This is a genomic window from Sulfurisoma sediminicola, from assembly GCF_003865015.1.
Taxonomy (GTDB): domain Bacteria; phylum Pseudomonadota; class Gammaproteobacteria; order Burkholderiales; family Rhodocyclaceae; genus Sulfurisoma; species Sulfurisoma sediminicola.
Genome location: NZ_BHVV01000006.1, coordinates 504,384 through 520,878, shown reverse-complemented (window position 1 = coordinate 520,878; position 16,495 = coordinate 504,384). Strand labels below are relative to the sequence as shown.

Genomic DNA, 16,495 nt, shown 5'->3' with positions numbered 1-16,495 from the left:
GGTCCCTAGCGCCGCCAGTGCACGCGCAGCAGGTTCTCGGCGTCGTTGTAGTGGAACTCGAGCTCGCCCTGGTAGGCGTGGTGCAGGGCCTCGCCGAGGTCGCGCGCCAGATGGATGTCGGTGGTGGTGATCAATACGCCATCCGCCGTGTCCTCGACCGCCATGATGCGGGCCAGGGCATGATCGGCCTTTTCCCGCTCTTCGTGGCGGCGCAGGAGATTGACGATCTCCTCGCGATGGCCGGCGAAGAAGGCGCCGCCGACATCGACGAAGCCCGCCGGGTAGCGGTCGCGCACGCGGTGGCAGGCGGCGCAAACGACCGCCTGCGCGCCGGCCGGCCGCTCGCCCCATTGCCAGCGCCCGGCGTGGTAGACGGCGCCGCAATCCGGACACACGGAGGGCTCGGCCGGTTTTTCCTTCAGCTTGTAGGTGTCATGCACGCGTTCCTGTCGCAACTGGTCGCGACGGACGGGACGAAATCCGGTGCTCGCTGTTTGCTGGTTCATGATCTACCTCCCATGAAGAAAGGTTGAACGCCGAATGCAACCGCCCGGGTCAGTGGTCCTCGAGGCGGGGCACGGAATCCTCGGCCGGCGCGCCGGTTTCGGCATCGAGCCATTCGGCGACGCCGAAGGCCTCTTCGGCCTCCTGCAGGCTGGTGTCGTCGCCACCGCTGTCGGTGACCGCCATGTCCTCCACGGCGGCGATCAGGCTGGCGAAGGGGCCGTATTCGCGGCCGCCGCCTGTGCTCTGCCAGTAGAAGCCGTCAGGGCGCTCGATGAGGCGCGTGCGGTCGAAGTCGGGCCCGGTTTCGGGTATCTGGGGTGTCATGATGATTCCCTCCCACTTCATCCTCGCGGCGACGAAACGCGCCGCGGCAGGCATCGGGTCGACGCTTGAGTTGCGTGGCCCGACGAGGACAGAATACTCCTGTCACGCAGTGATGGTTCTGCCGGAACGAAAGTAGCGGAAATAAACCATGGATGACTTCCCGCGCTGCGCGGACGATCGGGTCCGTCGGGAACTATTGCGTCTCGAATTCGGTGAAGGCTCGATTCATGTTGGCCCGATGCAGGCTGTCGTAGTTCTCGAGCCGCCGAAACTGCGGCAGGTCGGCGTAGCGCTTCAGAACATCATCCATGGACTCCAGATCCTTCGCCGCCGCACCGACCTTGTTCGCGAGGAATTCGTAGTAATCGCCGGTTTCGCGCTGGGCCTTGGCCAGATCGCAAACGCGCCCGTGGCCGGGAACGACATATGCGGGATTGAGCCCGACCATGACCTTGAATGCCTTTTGCCCGTTGCGCACGCTCGATCCCGGCATGACGCCGAGCATGCGATCGACGTACACCAGGTCGCCGGTGAACACGACTTTCCGCTTGGGCAGGTAGACCATCGCGTCGCCCGGGAAATGGGCGTCCGTATAACGAACGGAAAGCGATTCGCCTCCCAGCTCGATAGTCGCCACATCGCCGGCCAGGATGCTGTTCGCCGGCATGGGTTTCGTTCCCTGCAGCCGATCGCCGAGGAAGCGCGCGAGCCCCTCCATTTGCTGCGAGGCAGATTGCGCCTGGTTGGCTGCCGTTCGGCTCAAGGCCATGATCTCCGCTCCCCGACCGGCGAAGTACTCGTTGCCGAGCCAGCGATGGTCCTGTCCGCCCGTGTTGATGACCCAGCGCACGGGCTTGTCCGTCACGGCGCGGATGGCCTTCTCGATCTTTTCGGCGCCCAGGCGACTTGCGCCGGAATCGATCAGGATCACTCCGGAGGCGGTCACGACGACGCCATAGTTGGCATTCAGTCCGTCGTTGTCGGCGCTGCGTTGGCCCAGGGGGCCCACGATGGCGAAGACCTGATCCGTCACGCGCTCGGCCTTGGGAAGATATTCGGCACGAACTCCGATCGAGCTCAGGGCTGCCACCAGGCCGACGAAGAAGCAATGGAGTTTTCTTCGCACGGTGACCTCGACGGTAGGAAAGGATGAAACGTCATCCACCACGTCGAGCCGGTCGGCGGTCGACGGGATCTTGAAGGTGGTCGTCGTATAAATCGGTGTAGGCGGCGAGCCGTGCGCGTCGTCGATCTCGCGGGCATGGACGCAACGGGTGGAGAGTCCTTCGGTCATGGCTTCTTCCTTCCAATCGGTGGACGCAGTTGGGAGAGGATTGCGGGGGCATCGAATTCGCGGCCGACGACGGCAACGGCCGCGGCGTGGATCGAGGGGCGTGGAAGATGCATGTCCCTATTTGGGGCAGTGAAGCCCGGTTACCGATGCCGCTGGTCGGCGAGGCGTTGCGCGAGCAGAGCGCCGTTGCGGTACACCCGCAATTCGCCTGGCGAGAATAGCTGCCAGCCATCGTCGGTCAGTGCCTCTGTCGCAACAATGCTTCTGCGGTCTTGTGCATCGTCCAATTCGAGATGATGCAAGCGGTCGTGGCCATAGGCGATCAGGACCTGGCCGTCGGAAAGGAGGAAGTTGAACTTGCCCAGGGTGGCAATCCTCTCCGCCAGTTTGGCGAGATGGGCGATCCATGCCGACGATTTCGCGCCGCCGTAGCTTGCGGCGATCTCCGTCAATAGATGGCAGAAGGCATGTTCGGAATCGGTCTCCCCGTCCGGATGACAGAGGCGCCCCGCGTCTCCCCATGCAATCACCTCCGGCACGAGGCCGTTGTGGGCGAAGACCCACTGCCGGCCGCAGCATTCATGAACGAAGGGATGGGTATTGAGCATGCCGGGTACGGGCGGGTGGCGGGCATGGCGCACATGGGCGATGGCAAGCGCCGTGCGCAGCTCCGTTGCGAGTTGCGCGAAACGCTCGCTGGAGGCGCCTGGTTTGGGGGATTTGACGACGTCCGCATCCAGACCGTGCCACGAGGCCACGCCCCATCCGTCCGGGTTGTCGCTGCCGCCACGCGTGCGGAACGGCATGAGCCAGGTGGCCAGGCTCTGTTCCCTGTCTCCGCTATAGCCGAATAATTCGCACATTCCGGTGTTCTTCCCGCATCAGGTGCCGAGCGCGCTCGTCAGCAGAATGTAACTCGCCACGAGCACCAGGAACCACGCGAATTCGCGGATCAGCATCGCGCCGTGCACGCGACGCGCGACGTGGGTGCCGACCATGCCGGTCAGCACGCCGACGGGCGCCGCCATGGGTGCCGATGACGCCGAACAGGCCGAAGACGGCCGAGATGCGCAGATTGACGTTGCCGGAAACCGGGACCAGCGGCGTCATGGCGATCATCCCCCCTCGTGGAGCATTTTGGCGATCTCGGCGTCGAGCGCCGGGCCTAGATCGTCATCGGCACCGATGCCGTTCGCACCCAGCACCGCCATGATGTCGTTCGGCATCACGATCAAGCCGTCGGAGGGTTGCAGCGGGCTGCCGTTGATCCAGATCGAAGGGAAGCCGTGGCCGTGGGCATCGCGCTCGGCGCTGATGTCAAGCTGGAAGCGGGCACCCATATGCCGGGCCAGTGCCTGGCCGTAGCCGGTGTAAAGGCCGCAGCGGCCACCGGGAACGGTTTGCGAGATCACGCGCACCTCCAGGCGTGGCTGTGCCGAAAATGTCGGCTCTGGCGGGACGCCCCGGAGGTAGTCCCCTTGGGGGGCGCCCCGGAGGTAGTCCCCTCGAGGGAGGCCAACGACGTGGTGGATAGCGGGATTCAGCCGCGGGTGCGTCTCCTCGCCGAGTATCGCCAGCCCGAGTCCCGACAGCGCCATCGAAGCCGCGACGAACAAGAATGCGCCCTCGATGGAGTGCGTCGAAGCCGCCGCCAGTCCCAGCCCCAGCGCGCCGATGCCGTAGCCGAGGTCGCGCCAGAAGCGGTAGGTGCCGATGGCCGAGGCGCGCCAGTGCGGCGCCGAGATGTCGGCGATGGCGGCGGAAAGATTCGGGTAGAGCATGGCCATGCCCAGGCCGGATACCGCGGCACTGAACGACCACCATGCGGCCCCCTCGCCGAGCAGCATCAGGGCGACGCCGCCGCCGCAGACCCACATGCCGGCGACGTTGAGCTTCTGCCGGCCCCAGGTATCGGACAGGCGCCCGGTGACAAGCTGCGACGCGCCCCAGGTAAAGCCATAGACGCCGACGATCCAGCCGATACCCGGAAGACTGACGCCCTTGCCGTACAGGTAGACCGGGTAGAACACCCAGATCAGGGCATCGACGAATTTCTCGACGAGGCCGGCCTGGCAGATGGCGAAGAAGCGGCGGTCGCGCCAGGTGACAAGGGTGAAGATCTCGCCGGTCGAGGGTTTGGCCGACACCCCCGCCGGGTAGCGCGGATGAAGCGCCTCGCCGGTGGCAGCGGCCATCGGCTTTTCCTTGCGCGCCCAGGGCAGCGTGTCCTTGATGAACAGTGCCGTGGTCAGTGTCGCGAGGCCGATCACCGCGAGGCCGAAGATCAGCAGACCCGTGCGCGGCCCGAGTTCGGCGGCGAGATAGCCGGTGGCGATGCCGGCGATGGCCACGCCGATGTAGCCGGCGAATTCGTTGAAGCCGATGGTAAGGCCGCGCTGGTCGGGGCGGGTGAGGTCGAGCTTGGCGGTCTGCGTCATCGACCAGGTGAAGCCCTGATTGACGCCGAGCAGCAGCGTGGCGACGACGATCCAGTCCCACGACGGCGCGAAGTAGATCAGCAGAGGAATCGGGATGGCCGTGACCCAGCCCAGCAGCAGCACGCGCCGCCGGCCCCAGGATTCGGCCAGCCGTCCGGCGACGAAATTGAGCGCGCCCTTGACGAAGCCGAAGCCGACGACGAAGGCGACCAGCAGTGCGAAGCTGCCGCGCGGCACGCCGAATTCACTCTCGGCCAGGGCCGGCACGACCGTGCGCATCATGCCGATGGTCATGCCGACCAGCAACACCTGGAACAACTGGTGAGCGAACTGGCCGAGGTTTGCGCGGATGCCGTGCTGGATGTCGTCGGCGACGCTCACCTCAGTTGCCCAGGTTGGCGGCGACCCAGCGCTCCATCTCGGCGGGTTTGGGCGGAATCTCTTGCGTCAATGCCTCGACGAAGGCATCGCGTTCCATGTTGAGCAGCGGGTTCCAGCGCTTTTCGAAGGCCAGCGTCGAGCCGGGCTTGCCGGAAATGCCGGCACCGCAAACACTGCCCGAGGTGTGACCGGGATAGAGCTCGACTTCGCCCGGCAGCGTGAAAACGCGCTGATGCAGGCTGTCGAACAGCACGCTGGCCATTTCCCTTTCCTTGCCGGCCAGGTCGGGACGGCCGACAGCCCCGACGAAGACCGTGTCTCCGGTCAGCACGAACCACGGCGCATCGGCGCGGCGCTTGTCGGTGACGCTCAGGCAGATGCTGTCGGGCGTGTGGCCGGGGGTATGAACGACCTCGACGACGACATTGCCGACGACGATGTGCTGCCTGTCGCGCAGGGATTCGAACGGGAATTGCACCCGGCCGGCATTGCTCTCGTGCAGGCAGTAGAGGCCGCCGCACTTCTCGGCCAGGGCGCGGCCTCCGGAGTAGTGGTCGGCATGGACATGGGTATCGATCACGTGGGTGATCTTGACGTCCTGCTTCCTGGCCTCGGCCAGGAACCATTCCTCGTCGCCCAGCACCGGGTCGACCGCGACGGCGACATGGCAGCTGCCGCAGCCGAAAAGATAGGAAAGCGTGGCCTCCTTGGTGGCCAGTTGCCGAAAGAACATGTCTGCTCCCTTTTGTGTGCGGTTGCTCAGAAGACCAGGACCTTGTCGGCCGCGGCGGTCCATGTCGCGAGGTCGGCGAGGGTACGGCGCGCCGCGCCGGGGACCAGTTCCTCATCGGCAAGACCGCGTGCGGTCATGCAGGTGCCGCAAAGGCCGACTTCGCCGGACGTGGCCACCATCTTCACCATGTCCCCGGCGTTGTAGTAGCCCTCGGGTACTTTCTGCCCGGCCTTGGCGCAGGCGACGGCATCGCCCATCAGGAACACCTTGACCTGTTGGTCAGCCTGCCTGGAGAGGGCTTTGGCAAGACGCAGGCCGTTGTAGCTGCGTTCGGTACCATAGGGGGGATCGTTCAGGATGAACAGGGTTTGCATATCGACCTCCGATCAGGCTTCGTTCTCGATGGGCAGGCCGGCGGCTGCCCATTCGGCGACACCGTCGCCGATCTTGCGGGCCTTGAAGCCACGCTTCTTCAAAAGGGCCACCGCTTCGTTGGACATCAGGCAGAACGGGCCACGGCAGTACGCGACGATTTCCTTGTCCTTGGGCAGTTCGGCCAGACGGCGCTTCAGTTCCGAAATGGGGATGGAGCGGGCGTGGGGCAGGTGCCCGGTCTGGTATTCGGTCTCGGGACGAACATCGAGCACGACGACATCGCCTTGCCGCGCCTTGTCGAGCAGGCTGATGCGGGTTTCCTCGGTGAGACGCTCGGGACCGGAGAGGATCCGGGCCAGGGCGATCTGGAGTTCGACGAGGTGCTCTGTGGCAACGGCGTGCAGATTGGCCCAGAGGCCGGCAACATCCTCGCCGGCAAGGCGGTAGGCCATGAATCGGCCATCGCGTCGCACCTCGACGATGCGGGACTCCTTGAGCACGCGAAGGTGCGCGCTGGCGAGCTTGATGTCGATGGCGGCTTCGTTGGCCAGGACCTCGACGGTCTTTTCGCCCTGGGCGAGCAATTCGAGGATTTCGAGGCGCTTCGGGCTGGACAAGGCCTTGCCGACGCGGGCGACTTGTTCGTAGAGGATGTCTTTCAGTTCGCGGCTCATAGGCTAATATTCTAACGAATGGGCGAATGTTGTCAACCATCCGGTCATTCTGCGGAATCGCTTGGTCGGGCAGCGCTTCAATCGCATTTGCGGCGCGCCGAAAAAGGGCGGGGAAAATGGGAGGACATGGACAGGTTCCTCCGCGAACTGGCGACCAGGTCAGCGCCCGCCGGGATCCGCCCCATCGCTCGCTGAACATGGCCCGGCCAGCCGGCCGGGAGCCCTTTCAGGCCGGCATTTCCCCAAGGCATGCGGCCCTCGCTTACGCGTCGGGTCGTTCAGAAGAATGCCGGAACAATGTCCACGAAAAGTATCTTCAGGATGGTCATGCCCGGAAAAATCATGGCGTAGCCGAGGTCCGGCCGATCGGTCGGCGTGAGCTTGTTGGCGTAGGCGAGGATCGCCGGATTGCCGCAGGCGCCGGCGACGATGCCCGCGACCTCGTCATAGGGCATGCGGAAGACGAGGAGCCCGAGGATCATGATCGGCACGACCAGCGCGATCAGCACGAGCACTCCCAGGCCCAGCATCATGAGTCCGGTCTCGCTGACCGTGGCGACGAACTTCGGTCCCGAGGACATGCCGACCTGCGCCAGGAACAGCGTGAGGCCCAGGTTGCGCAGGACGAGGTTGGCGGAAAGCGGGATGGTCCAGTTCATGCCCCCCGTGCGGCGCTGGTTGCCGAGGATGAGCGCCATCAGCAGGACGCCCGAGAGCCCGATCGCGATCTTGCCGATGCCGGGCAGCGGAATCTGGATCGCGCCGATGAGGAAGCCGAGCGCCATGCCGATGCCGATGGAGATGTAGCTGAATTCCGCGGTGCCCTTGATCGAGTCGCCGAAGTACTTGCGCATCGCCGCGAAATCAGCGCGATTCGCGAGCACGCCGACGCGGTCGCCGAACTCGAGGACGAGATCCGGGCGCGGCAGGATGTCGGTATCGCCGCGGCGGACCTGGATGAGGACGGCCCCCTTCTCCCCCGGCAGGTCGAGATCGCCCAGCGCCCGGCCGACCACGGTCGGGCGGGAAGCGAACACGCGCAGGTAGTCGAGGTCCCGGCGATCCATGACGAGGCGTCCGGGCGCGGCCTCGCCGAGGAAGGCGCTCGCCTGCGCGAGCGCCTCCTTGGTGGGGGCGACGGCGAGGAGGACGTCATTTTCCGCGACGACGAGGTTGGGGGAGGCCGGTTCGTTGCGGCTCTCGCGACGCAGGGCCGCGATCTGAACGCCCGCGGGCAGCGCGGCCATCACTTCACCGAGAGTCTTTCCGGACAGCTCCGGGTTGCGCAAGGCGATTTCGAGCATCTCGAGGCCCGTGGCCGTCGGCACCTCGATCTTCGGCTTCAGGATCATGAATGCGAGGTAGAGGAACAGGATAGGTCCCGCCACGCCGAAGGGATAGGAAACCGAATAGCCCACCGCCGGATCGTCGTTGCCGAGCGTGGCGATGGCCGCCTGCAGCGTCGGCGTGCTGGTGCCCGAACCCGCGAACAGCCCGAGCGCGTAGCCGAGATTGATGCCCATCGTCTTCACGAACACGAGGCTCACCACGCCCGCCGACAGCACGCCGATCAGCGCCATCAGGTTTGCCCGGCGCCCGGTGGGGCTGACCAGGCCGATGAAGAACTGCTTGCCGTACTGGACGCCAACGCCGTAGAGGAAAAGCGCAAGGCCGAGCGTGCCGACCATCGGTGACGGTACCGACTTGGGCGCGAACCAGCCCATGGCGAGCGCGACGAAGAGCACCGCGCCCACGCCGAGGGAGAAGCCCTTGACGTTGACCTCACCCAGGAGGTAACCGAGGGCGATGGTCAGGAACAGCGCCATCAGCGGTTGCTGCTCGAGCAGGGTCTTGATGAAGTCCATGATGCCTCCCGTCTTTGCTTAGCGCACGTTGCAGCCGGCGGCGCGGAACTGCCCATGCACCCGGGCCAGGAGCTCCGGGGGGGCAGGCGGCGTATCGACGAGCGGATAGTCGAGGCCGAGTTCCTTCCATTTGAACGCACCGAGTTGATGAAAGGGCAGCACTTCCACCCACTCGACGTTCTTCATCGGTGCGACGAATTTGGCGACGCCCTCGACATTGGCCGGATCGTCCGTGAGCCCCGGTACGAGCACGTAGCGCACCCAGACCGGCTTGTTCATCGCCGCCAGGCGCTCGGCGAAGCGCAAGGTCGGCGCGACATCCTGCCGGGTCACGCGGCGATAGGTGTCCGGGTCCCAGGACTTGATGTCGAGGAGGACGAGATCGACGCTCTTCAGGTATTCGTCCGTTGCGCGATCGCCGAGGTAGCCGGAGGTATCGAGCGCGGTATGCAGGCCGAACGACTTCGCCGCGGCGAAGATGCGTCGCGAAAACGCCGGCTGCACCAGCGGTTCGCCGCCGGAGAGGGTCAGCCCCCCTTGCATCGAGCGCAGCGCCGGCGCGAAATGCCCGAGCCGGGTGACGACGCGTTCGAGCGGGATGCGCATGCCGTCCTTCAGGCGCCACGTATCCGGATTGTGGCAATACTGGCAGCGCAGCGGGCAGCCGGAAAGGAAGAGCGTGACCCGGATGCCCGGCCCGTCGAGGCGGGAGCCGGTTTCGTAGGAGTGGGCATAGCCGAACGCGCCTTCGCCTTCGCTGTAATTCTCGATCTCCGGCGCGTCCGGCGAGAGATCATGGCGCAGGTCGTGGCGACCGCCTTCCGGAATTTCCGCCGCCGCAGCGGCTGCGATACCAGACTGGGCCATCTCAGATATTGCCATGGAAGAAGGTGCGGTTGACGACGTCGAGCTGCTGCTCGCGCGTGAGGCGGATGAAGTTCACCGCATACCCGGACACCCGGATGGTGAGCTGCGGGTACTTGTCCGGGTTCTCCATCGCATCGAGCAGGGTCTCCCTGCTGAGCACATTGAGGTTCATGTGGAAGCCGCCCTGGCCGAAGTAGGTGTCCAGCGCGCTGATGGCGCGCGTGATCGCCTCGGTATCGCCCTGGCGGGTTTCCGCCGGAACGACGGAAAGCGTGTAGCTGATGCCATCCTGCGCATGCTGGTAGGGCAGGTGCGCGACCGACAGGCACGACGCCAGCCAGCCATGCGAGTCGCGGCCGTGCATCGGGTTCGCGCCGGGGGCGAAAGGCTCGCCCTTGCGACGGCCGTCCGGGGTGCTGCCGGTGGCTTTGCCGTAAACGACATTGGAGGTGATGGTCAGCACGGACTGCGTGTGGATCGCACTGCGATAGGTCGGGTGCTGCCGCAGCTTGTCCATGAACCTCTTCACCAGGTCGGCGGTGATGTCGTCCACCCGCGGGTCGTTGTTGCCGAACACCGGGAACTCGCCCGCCGTCTCGTAATCGACGACGAGGCCGTTGTCGTCCCGGATCGGCTTCACCTTCGCGTACTTGATCGCCGAGAGGCTATCGGCGGCGACCGACAGGCCGGCGATGCCGAAGGCCATGGTGCGCAGGATGTCGCGGTCGTGGAGCGCCATCATCAGCCGTTCGTAGTTGTAGCGGTCATGCGCGTAGTGGATGCAGTTCATCGCATGGACGTAGGTCCGCGCCAGCCAGTCCATCATGTCGTCGAACTTCGCCATCACGTCCTCGTAGTCGAGGGCGTCGCCGCTTACCGGGCGAAAGGCCGGCCCCACCTGGAGGCCGCTGACCTCGTCGCGCCCGCCGTTGATGGCGTAGAGCAGGCACTTGGCGAGGTTGACCCGTGCGCCGAAAAATTGCATCTGCTTGCCCAGGCGCATCCCCGAAACGCAGCACGCGATGCCGTAGTCGTCGCCGAACTGCGGCAGCATCAGGTCGTCGTTCTCGTACTGGAGCGACGACGAGTTGGCGCTCGAGACGAGGCAGTGGCGCTTGAAGGGCTCGGGCAGGTTCTTCGACCACAGCACCGTGAGGTTGGGCTCGGGCGCCGGACCGAGGTTGGCGAGGGTCTGCAGCATGCGGAAGCTCGACCGCGTGACGAGGGTGCGTCCGTCGAGCGTCATGCCGCCGATGCACTCCGTCGCCCAATAGGGGTCGCCCGAGAACAGCGCGTCGTATTCCGGCGTGCGCATGAAGCGGACGATGCGCAGCTTGATCACGAGCTGGTCGATGAGTTCCTGCGCTTCGGCTTCGGTCAGCGTCTTCTCGGCGAGGTCGCGCTCGATGTAGATGTCGAAGAACGTCGAGATGCGGCCCACCGACATCGCGGCACCGTTCATCTCCTTGATCGCGCCGAGGTAGCCGAAATAGGTCCACTGCACGGCTTCGCGGGCATTGGCTGCAGGCTTGCCGATGTCGCAGCCGTAGGTCGCCGCCATGGTCTTCAGGTCGGCAAGCGCGCGCAGCTGGTCAGCCATCTCCTCGCGCAGCCGCATCACGTCCTCCGACGGCCAGCGCGCGTCGATCTCGGTGCGCTCGGCCTTCTTCGCTTCGATCAGGCGGTCGACGCCATACAGCGCAACGCGTCGGTAATCGCCGATGATGCGCCCGCGCCCGTAGGCGTCCGGCAGCCCGGTGATGATGCTGGAGCGCCGGCAGTTCCTGATCTCCGGCGTGTACATGTCGAACACGGCCGCGTTGTGCGTCTTGCGGTACTTGGTGAAGGTTTCGCGCACTGCGGGGTCGGGCTCGCGGCCGATCGCTTTCAGTCCCGACTCGATCATGCCCCAGCCGCCCGTGGGCATGATCGCCCGGCGGAACGGCTGGTCGGTCTGCAGGCCGACGATCACTTCGTTGTCGCGATCGATGTAGCCAGGACCGTGCGAGGTCAGCGACGAGGGGGTGGCCACGTCGACGTCGAGAACCCCCTTCCTGGCCTCTTCGCGGAAGTAGGGCTGGAGCTTGTCCCACACGGCGAGCGTCCGCTGCGTGGCCTTGGCGAGGAATTCGGGGCCGCCCGAGTATGGCGTCACGTTGGAGACGATGAAATCGCGGACGTTGATCTCGCGCTGCCAGTCCGATCCCGAGAAACTGCGCCACGCCTGAGTCAGTTGTTCTGATTGCATGATTGATCCCCTCAAGTGTTGATTCAATCGCGTTCTGTCCCTGGTTTCCGGAACGGAACGGCATCCACGATAGGCAACGCAACTTTTCAAAAGCCTGCGCCAATAGGCCATCGGCGTCAACGGTCGATCCTTGGGAGGAGGACGGATTAAAATATCCACAATGCCCCTTGAGGATCGAGTTTTCACGCGCTCAAACCAATCGCTCAACTGGGCCATTGCGGTTTCACTGGTATTCCACGGAGTGATCCTGTTCTTTCCCAGGCAGGAGCCCCGGATCGCGGACCATCCTGCGAGGCGCATCGAGGCGACATTGGCACCGCGCCCAAGCGCGCCGCCCGCAGCCGAGCCGCCAGCTGCCGCTCCTGCCGAGATCGCGCCCTTCAAGCCGCAAGTCACCAGGAAGCTGCTGGCTTTGGAGAAATCGGAAAAGCGGCTTGCGGACGCCGCGCCCCCCGCTTGGTCGAAAGCGGAACGGGAGGACATGAACAAGTTCCTCCGCGAGCTGGACGACCAGGCCAAGGCGGGGCCGGATCTGGCACAGCGTTCGCTGAACATGGCTCGGGCCGCCGGCCGGCAACAGGCGAGGCGGGACGACGAAGATGACGTGTTGCTGGAGCGCCTGCCCAACAGCCCGCCAGTCGATCCTTTTAGCCTGGAAATGTATCTGGACGGGCTGGTGAAGAAGCTCAACCGCAGCGCCGCTTTCGTCAGGAATGACCCGCGAAGCCGGGGGATGAAGACTGCGGCCGTATTGATCCGCCTCAACCCCAACGGCTCCCTGCGCAGCTTCAGGGTGCTCAATGCAGGCGATCAGCAGGCGGAAATCGAATTCATCAGGTCCGTCGTCGAGCGGGCGGTTCCCTTTTCCGCCTTCCCCGCCGATATCCAGAAGTCGGCGCAGTCGCTGGCCATGATCATTTGCATCCTTCCCGCACATCTGGGCGGAGGCGGCTTCGGCTTCGCCCGCATCCCTGACGGGAGCAGATGCTGAGCGGCGGTCGGCGAGTTCGCTGCGTCGCTCGCTACGACTCGACGCGGTTCCGCCCCCCCTGCTTCGCCCGGTAGAGCGCCGCGTCGGCTTCGGCGATCAATGCCTCCACGTCGGCCGCCTGGCCGGCATTGCCCTGCGCTATCGACACGCCGAGACTCACCGTATAGGGCGGCAGCGCCTTGTCGCGGTGCGTCCCTATTGCGTGCCGGATGCGTTCTGCGACCTGCCTGGCTTCGGCCATGCCGGTGTCGGGCAGCAGGATCACGAATTCCTCGCCGCCGAAGCGCGCGAGGATGTCCGGAAAGCGCAGCATCTGCGCCGCGCGATGGGCGAAATCCTTGATGACGAGGTCGCCGACATGGTGACCGTGCGTGTCATTCACCTTTTTGAAGAAGTCGATGTCCGACGTGATCACCGCCAGCGCCCGGCGCGAGCGCATGCTGCGTGCCCATTCGACTTCGGCCCGGCTGAAGAAGGCCCGTCGGTTGAGCGCACCGGTCATGGGATCGCGCGTCGCCATGAACTCGAGTTCGACGCGCAGGCGCTCGTTGGTCAGCATGATGAAGCCTATCGACAGTCCGAGGATGCCGAGCGAGAACACGCCGAGATAGAGCTGCTGGACAAGCTCGTAGTCGAGAGTCACATCGGCGTCGTCGACCACGACAGGAAGCGTCACGAGACGCCAGACGGCAATGGCAACACCCAGCAGGAAGGCGATGCCGAGGAAGCGGCTGCCAAAGCCCTTGGGCTCGGCCTGCCATGCCAGGAGCGCGCCAAAGGAAAAGAAGCCGATGTGCGCCAGCGCCATGATGAAGATCCGGCCCTGGTAGTTGTGGGTGCCGTAGGTCAGCCAGGTGATGATGATGAGCACCGCACCGATCGCATCGAGCGTCGGCCGCCAGTAGGGCGTCTTGCCGGAATAGCGCTGCAGGCCTATGACCAGCAGGAACTGGCCGAGCAGGAGCATGCCGCTCGCCGCGATGATGGTGACGGCATCCGGCAGGATGCCGCGCATGGAGGCGAGGCCGGAGGCGCAACCGATGAGAAACACGGCCTTCGCCCAATCGCGCAAGCCTTCGATGTCGTCGGGAAAGCTCCTTGCCTGCACCCAAAGCACCAGCGCGCAGAGCATGCCGAGCAGATTGGCGACGAAGAGAAGGCTGCGGGGATTGATGAGTTCCATCGGGGAGGCGGCTCGCTGGCCGGCAGAAGGGGGGCGTAGTTTAGTGCGGTTATCGAGCGAGCTGCCAGCCCTTGCCCAGCATGCAGGAGTGGACGAGGTCTTTCCTGTTCCCCTCGTTGGCGTCATAGGCGATCGTGGTCGGCGGGGCCAGGTCCGCGCCCGTGCCGGTGCAAGTCATGAAAACGCCCGACTGAGTGCAACTGGCGCGATTCCGGGCATGGACATTGCCGAATTGGGTTGTCTTCTCCAGGTACGGATAGGTCTGCGCGGCCATCGCCTCGCAGCCCGACAGGTCCGCGTGGAACTCCTGATCGGTGGCTCCGCGCTTTACCCAATGTTCTGCAACGGCACAGCCGTCGAGGGCCAGGGCCGTGGCCATGATCGCGAGTGGCAGCAGTCGCATCGTTGTCTCCCTGAATCGGCTCGGCACCGGTGCGTCAGCCGGCAAGCCATCCGCCATGACCGTTGGGCGCTGCCATGAGATCCACTTCAGCAGGTGACGTGGAACAGGCCGATCACCTTACCCTTGGCCTTGTTCCAGCGCGCCAGCGCATCGGGTGTCGGTGACAGGTCGACCGTGACCTTGCGCTCCGCGAAATATCTCGCGGCCTCCGGCGACAACTCGACCATGCCGTTCTGGCCGGCGCCGACGATCAGCCGCTCCGCGTCCTTCTCGTAGATGAACTCGGCCTCGGCCAGTGCAACGACGTGCGAAGTACCATAAACGGCCTTCGACAGCTTCTTCCTGCGCTTGGCGACTTCGCCCGACAGGCGAATCAGCACGTCATGGTCGATGCGTTGGCCGCCGATGGTGAGGGAGCCGAATTCGCTGCCGTCGATTTTGGGTTTCATGGGGGCATCCGCCTTGCTTCCACCATAGCCGCCGCGCGCGGCCAGGGCAAGGCGCCGCTAGGCCTGGTCGCCGGCCGGGTGCCGCTGCCAGATCAGGCTGCCGTCGCGCCAGACCTCGCGCACGCGGTGGAAGGGAATGCTGTGCGCGACACCGTCGTCGTCGGTGAGGTCGAAGAACGACGGGTTGTCCGCGTCCCAGGCGATCTCGCCCAGGTCGGCGTGCAGCACCTCGTGGGTGACGCGGTCCCAGTAGCCGATGCGGAAGCGGCTTTGCGCGAGTTGCGGATCCCAGCGGATGCGCGCCAGCAGATCGTGGATGGGCTGCACGGCTAGCCTTTGATACAGACCAGCGGCGTCAGCCGCGCGACCTTGCCGGCCAGTCCGGCACGATCGGAGGAATCCACCACCGCGCCGACGTCCTTGTAGGCCAGCGGCGCTTCTTCGGCGACGCCGCGCAGGCTCGGGCTGCGGATCAGGATGCCGCGTGCGGCTAGTTCGTCGACCAGCGCGCGGCCCTGCCAGCGCCGCATCGCCTCGTGGCGGCTCATCGCCCGGCCTGCACCGTGGCAGGCCGAGCCGAAGGCGCGTTCCTCGGTGCCGGCGGAGCCCGCCAATATCCACGAGGCCGTGCCCATGCTGCCGCCGATCAGCACCGGCTGGCCGACCTTCGCATACTCGGGCGGCAGTTCGACGTGGCCCGGGCCGAAGGCGCGCGTCGCGCCCTTGCGGTGCACGAACAGGCGACGTTTATTGCCATCGACGCGATGACTTTCCTCCTTGCAGGTGTTGTGCGAGACGTCGTAGAGCAGCGGCAGCTTCACCCCGGGAAACACCGCGGCGAAGGCGCCGCGGGCGAGGTGGGTGAGGATCTGGCGGTTGGCCAGCGCACAGTTGATGCCGGCGCGCATGGCGCCGAGGTAGCGCTTCCCCAGCGAGGACTTCAGCGGGGCGCAGGCCAGTTCGCGGTCGGGCAGGCTGATGCCCGCCGCCGGCGCGGCCACGACCATCTCGCGCAGGTAGTCGGTGCCGATCTGGTGACCGAGGCCGCGCGAGCCGCAATGGATGCTGACCACGACGTCGCCGGCCGCGAGGCCGTAGGCCGCGGCGGCGGCGGCGTCGAAGATCTCGCTCACCACCTGCACCTCGAGGTAATGGTTGCCCGAGCCCAGCGTGCCCATCTCGTCGCGCTGGCGCTTCTTGGCCTGGTCGGAGACCGCCGCGGGATCGGCGCCGGCGACGCAGCCGTGCTCTTCGATGTGGGCCAGATCGGCATCGGAGCCGTAACCCGCGGCCACGGCCCAGCGTGCGCCGCCCTTGAGCATGGCATTCATCTCGGCCGCGCCGAGGTGGATGGTGCCGGTGCTGCCGACGCCGGCGGGGATGCGGGCGAAGAGCGCGTCGGCGAGGCGTCGCTTGTCGCGTTCCACGTCGGCGAGCTTGAGGCCGGTGTGCAGCGTGCGCACGCCGCAGGAGATGTCGAAGCCGACGCCGCCGGCCGAGACGACACCGCCGTCGTCGGCATCGAAGGCGGCGACGCCGCCGATGGGGAAGCCGTAGCCCCAGTGGGCGTCGGGCATGGCGTAGGCCGCCGACACGATGCCCGGAAGGCCGGCGACGTTGGCGATCTGCTCGCGCACCTTCTCGTCCATCGCGGCGACGAGTTCGCGCGAGGCGAAGATCACGCCGGGCACGCGCATGCGGCCCGTGGCCGGCAGCAGCCACTCGAACTCGCCGCGCTGTTGCAGTTGCTTCAGGTCCATGCC

The 16,495-nt window shown here is 65.7% G+C and carries 18 protein-coding genes; 1 reads left to right on the top strand and 17 read right to left on the bottom strand.

Going from position 1 to position 16,495, the window contains the following annotated elements:
- Positions 1-5 precede the first annotated feature (5 nt).
- From EJE94_RS11400 to pflB, 12 genes are all read right to left on the bottom strand, one after another.
- Positions 6-506 (bottom strand): BCAM0308 family protein, encoded by a 501-nt coding sequence (locus EJE94_RS11400; protein WP_121241570.1) that lies wholly within the window; start codon positions 504-506, stop codon positions 6-8.
- 49 nt (positions 507-555) lie between these two features.
- On the bottom strand, positions 556-831 hold the full coding sequence (locus EJE94_RS11395; protein WP_121242232.1) for a hypothetical protein: 276 nt from the start codon (positions 829-831) through the stop codon (positions 556-558).
- 193 nt (positions 832-1,024) lie between these two features.
- Positions 1,025-2,125 (bottom strand): MBL fold metallo-hydrolase, encoded by a 1,101-nt coding sequence (locus tag EJE94_RS11390; protein WP_121241568.1) that lies wholly within the window; start codon positions 2,123-2,125, stop codon positions 1,025-1,027.
- 140 nt (positions 2,126-2,265) lie between these two features.
- The gene (locus EJE94_RS11385) at positions 2,266-2,988 is read right to left on the bottom strand and encodes a class II glutamine amidotransferase (RefSeq protein ID WP_121241566.1); all 723 of its coding nucleotides are present in this window, start codon (positions 2,986-2,988) and stop codon (positions 2,266-2,268) included.
- An 18-nt stretch (positions 2,989-3,006) separates the two neighbouring features.
- Complete coding sequence (locus tag EJE94_RS14650) at positions 3,007-3,153, bottom strand: hypothetical protein (protein ID WP_165904817.1); 147 nt, start codon at positions 3,151-3,153, stop codon at positions 3,007-3,009.
- An 87-nt stretch (positions 3,154-3,240) separates the two neighbouring features.
- Positions 3,241-4,944: an MFS transporter gene (locus EJE94_RS11380; RefSeq protein WP_243642592.1), complete on the bottom strand. Its 1,704-nt coding sequence runs from the start codon at positions 4,942-4,944 to the stop codon at positions 3,241-3,243.
- A gap of 1 nt (position 4,945) precedes the next feature.
- Positions 4,946-5,677: an MBL fold metallo-hydrolase gene (locus tag EJE94_RS11375; RefSeq protein WP_121241564.1), complete on the bottom strand. Its 732-nt coding sequence runs from the start codon at positions 5,675-5,677 to the stop codon at positions 4,946-4,948.
- Positions 5,678-5,703: 26 nt separating this feature from the next.
- Positions 5,704-6,051, bottom strand: a complete 348-nt coding sequence (locus EJE94_RS11370) for a DsrE/DsrF/TusD sulfur relay family protein (protein WP_121241562.1) — start codon at positions 6,049-6,051, stop codon at positions 5,704-5,706.
- 12 nt (positions 6,052-6,063) lie between these two features.
- Positions 6,064-6,726, bottom strand: a complete 663-nt coding sequence (locus EJE94_RS11365; RefSeq protein ID WP_121241560.1) for an ArsR/SmtB family transcription factor — start codon at positions 6,724-6,726, stop codon at positions 6,064-6,066.
- Between the two features lie 278 nt (positions 6,727-7,004).
- Complete coding sequence (locus EJE94_RS11360) at positions 7,005-8,591, bottom strand: aspartate:alanine exchanger family transporter (protein WP_121241558.1); 1,587 nt, start codon at positions 8,589-8,591, stop codon at positions 7,005-7,007.
- 18 nt (positions 8,592-8,609) lie between these two features.
- A complete protein-coding gene (gene pflA / locus EJE94_RS11355; protein WP_121241556.1) occupies positions 8,610-9,458 on the bottom strand; it encodes a pyruvate formate-lyase-activating protein in 849 nt (282 codons plus the stop codon).
- 1 nt (position 9,459) lies between these two features.
- Positions 9,460-11,706, bottom strand: coding sequence for a formate C-acetyltransferase (gene pflB / locus EJE94_RS11350; RefSeq protein ID WP_121241554.1), 2,247 nt, complete (start codon positions 11,704-11,706; stop codon positions 9,460-9,462).
- Between the two features lie 241 nt (positions 11,707-11,947).
- Here pflB and EJE94_RS11345 point away from each other — a divergent pair, with 241 nt between their 5' ends.
- Positions 11,948-12,697, top strand: coding sequence for a hypothetical protein (locus tag EJE94_RS11345; RefSeq protein WP_207855912.1), 750 nt, complete (start codon positions 11,948-11,950; stop codon positions 12,695-12,697).
- 31 nt (positions 12,698-12,728) lie between these two features.
- Here the strand turns inward: EJE94_RS11345 and EJE94_RS11340 are convergent, their stop codons facing one another.
- From EJE94_RS11340 to EJE94_RS11320, 5 genes are all read right to left on the bottom strand, one after another.
- Entirely contained in the window at positions 12,729-13,880 is a 1,152-nt protein-coding gene (locus tag EJE94_RS11340; RefSeq protein WP_165904816.1) for a GGDEF domain-containing protein, read from the bottom strand.
- Positions 13,881-13,929: 49 nt separating this feature from the next.
- Positions 13,930-14,283: a hypothetical protein gene (locus EJE94_RS11335; protein ID WP_124962455.1), complete on the bottom strand. Its 354-nt coding sequence runs from the start codon at positions 14,281-14,283 to the stop codon at positions 13,930-13,932.
- A gap of 86 nt (positions 14,284-14,369) precedes the next feature.
- Positions 14,370-14,732 (bottom strand): Mth938-like domain-containing protein, encoded by a 363-nt coding sequence (locus EJE94_RS11330; protein WP_121241546.1) that lies wholly within the window; start codon positions 14,730-14,732, stop codon positions 14,370-14,372.
- A gap of 57 nt (positions 14,733-14,789) precedes the next feature.
- Positions 14,790-15,059, bottom strand: coding sequence for a DUF504 domain-containing protein (locus EJE94_RS11325; RefSeq protein ID WP_121241544.1), 270 nt, complete (start codon positions 15,057-15,059; stop codon positions 14,790-14,792).
- A gap of 2 nt (positions 15,060-15,061) precedes the next feature.
- Positions 15,062-16,492: an RtcB family protein gene (locus EJE94_RS11320; protein WP_121241542.1), complete on the bottom strand. Its 1,431-nt coding sequence runs from the start codon at positions 16,490-16,492 to the stop codon at positions 15,062-15,064.
- Positions 16,493-16,495 lie beyond the last annotated feature (3 nt).